The organism is Paenibacillus sp. JT22N1 (genome assembly GCF_059692155.1).
The window spans coordinates 1-1,290 of record NZ_JCAUAW010000063.1; the positions used below are offsets into that span (position 1 = coordinate 1).

Consider the following 1,290-nt stretch of genomic DNA (forward strand, 5'->3'; position numbering starts at 1 on the left):
TGCATTTAGACTTAATAGTGGACACAACGAATTGGGGAGTTAGATAATAGATCTATCCAAATTACGAGGTGTCCGAGATGAGTGAATCCCGCCAACGTTACAATGAAAAGTTTAAAGAGGAAACGGTAAAGTACATTCAACAACATAGTAAATCGATCCCGGAAATTGCAAACGAACTGAACATTCCAGCGAAGACTTTGAGCAGATGGGTGAGTAAATATCGCCAATTTCCAGATGAGCCCTTCGTGGGCAGTGGGAATCTGCGCAGCCACGATCAGATCGTGAAAGACTTGGAGCAGCGAAACAAAGACCTAGAGGAAGAGCTAGCCATCTTAAAAAAGGCGCTGCACATCTTCAGCAAAGACCCGAAGTGAAATTTAAGTTTATTGATGACCACCGTTCAACATTTCGAGTTGAGAAGATGTGCAGTGTACTAGGTGTATCCAGGAGCGGTTACTACAAATGGCGATTAACACCACCGAGTCCGCGGAAAAAGCGCCGCGAAGCGTTGGCTAAAGAGGTAGAAACCCAGTACTTGGAATCGGATCGGAATTACGGGAGTCCGAAAATCACAGAGGAACTGAGAAAGAAAGGTTTCAAAGTCGCTGTCAAAACGGTTGGACGCATCATGAAAGAGAAGGGCTTACGCTCACAAGCCGTAGTGAAATTCAGCGTACAAACAACGGATTCAAATCATAGTCACCCGATTGCGCCTAATTGGCTGAATCAGCATTTTGATGTGTGTACAAGACCGAATCAAGCATGGGTTACCGACATTACGTACATCCACACGCGTCAAGGAAACCTTTATTTAGCAAGCGTTCTTGACTTGTTTACCCGCAAAATTGTCGGCTGGCAGCTAGGCAATCGCATGACTGTGGAACTGACGCTAGATGCCTTAAACCAGGCATACGAAGCCAAACGACCGCCTAAGGGCCTTATTCATCATTCAGACCGCGGATCGCAGTATGCGTCCAGTGAATACCGTAAACAGCTGAAAAAATACCATATGATTCGTAGCATGAGCCGAAAAGGTAACTGCTACGATAATGCTTGTATAGAGGCTTTCCACAGCATCCTCAAGCGGGAATTGGTGTACAGGTATAAATTTCAAAGCCGCCAAGAAGCACACCAGCGAATCTACTGGTACATTGAGTTTTTCTACAACCGGAAGCGTACGCACAGCAAGCTCGGATATTTGTCCCCAGACAAGTTTGAAACGCAGTATTACAAGCAAGCTAAACTAATTTCTTAACCTTTTTTTGTGTCCACTCTATTGACTCAAGTACA

Annotated in this window: 1 protein-coding gene and 1 pseudogene; both read left to right on the forward strand. The window is 44.9% G+C overall.

Features of this window, described 5'->3' with window-relative positions; genetic code table 11:
• Window positions 1-77 precede the first annotated feature (77 nt).
• The gene (locus AC58UU_RS39865) at window positions 78-374 is read left to right on the forward strand and encodes a transposase (RefSeq protein WP_497323036.1); all 297 of its coding nucleotides are present in this window, start codon (window positions 78-80) and stop codon (window positions 372-374) included.
• Window positions 332-1,255, forward strand: a pseudogene (locus AC58UU_RS39870) (IS3 family transposase); the annotation flags it as partial. The gene AC58UU_RS39865 and the pseudogene AC58UU_RS39870, both read left to right, overlap by 43 nt.
• Window positions 1,256-1,290: the final 35 nt, after the last annotated feature.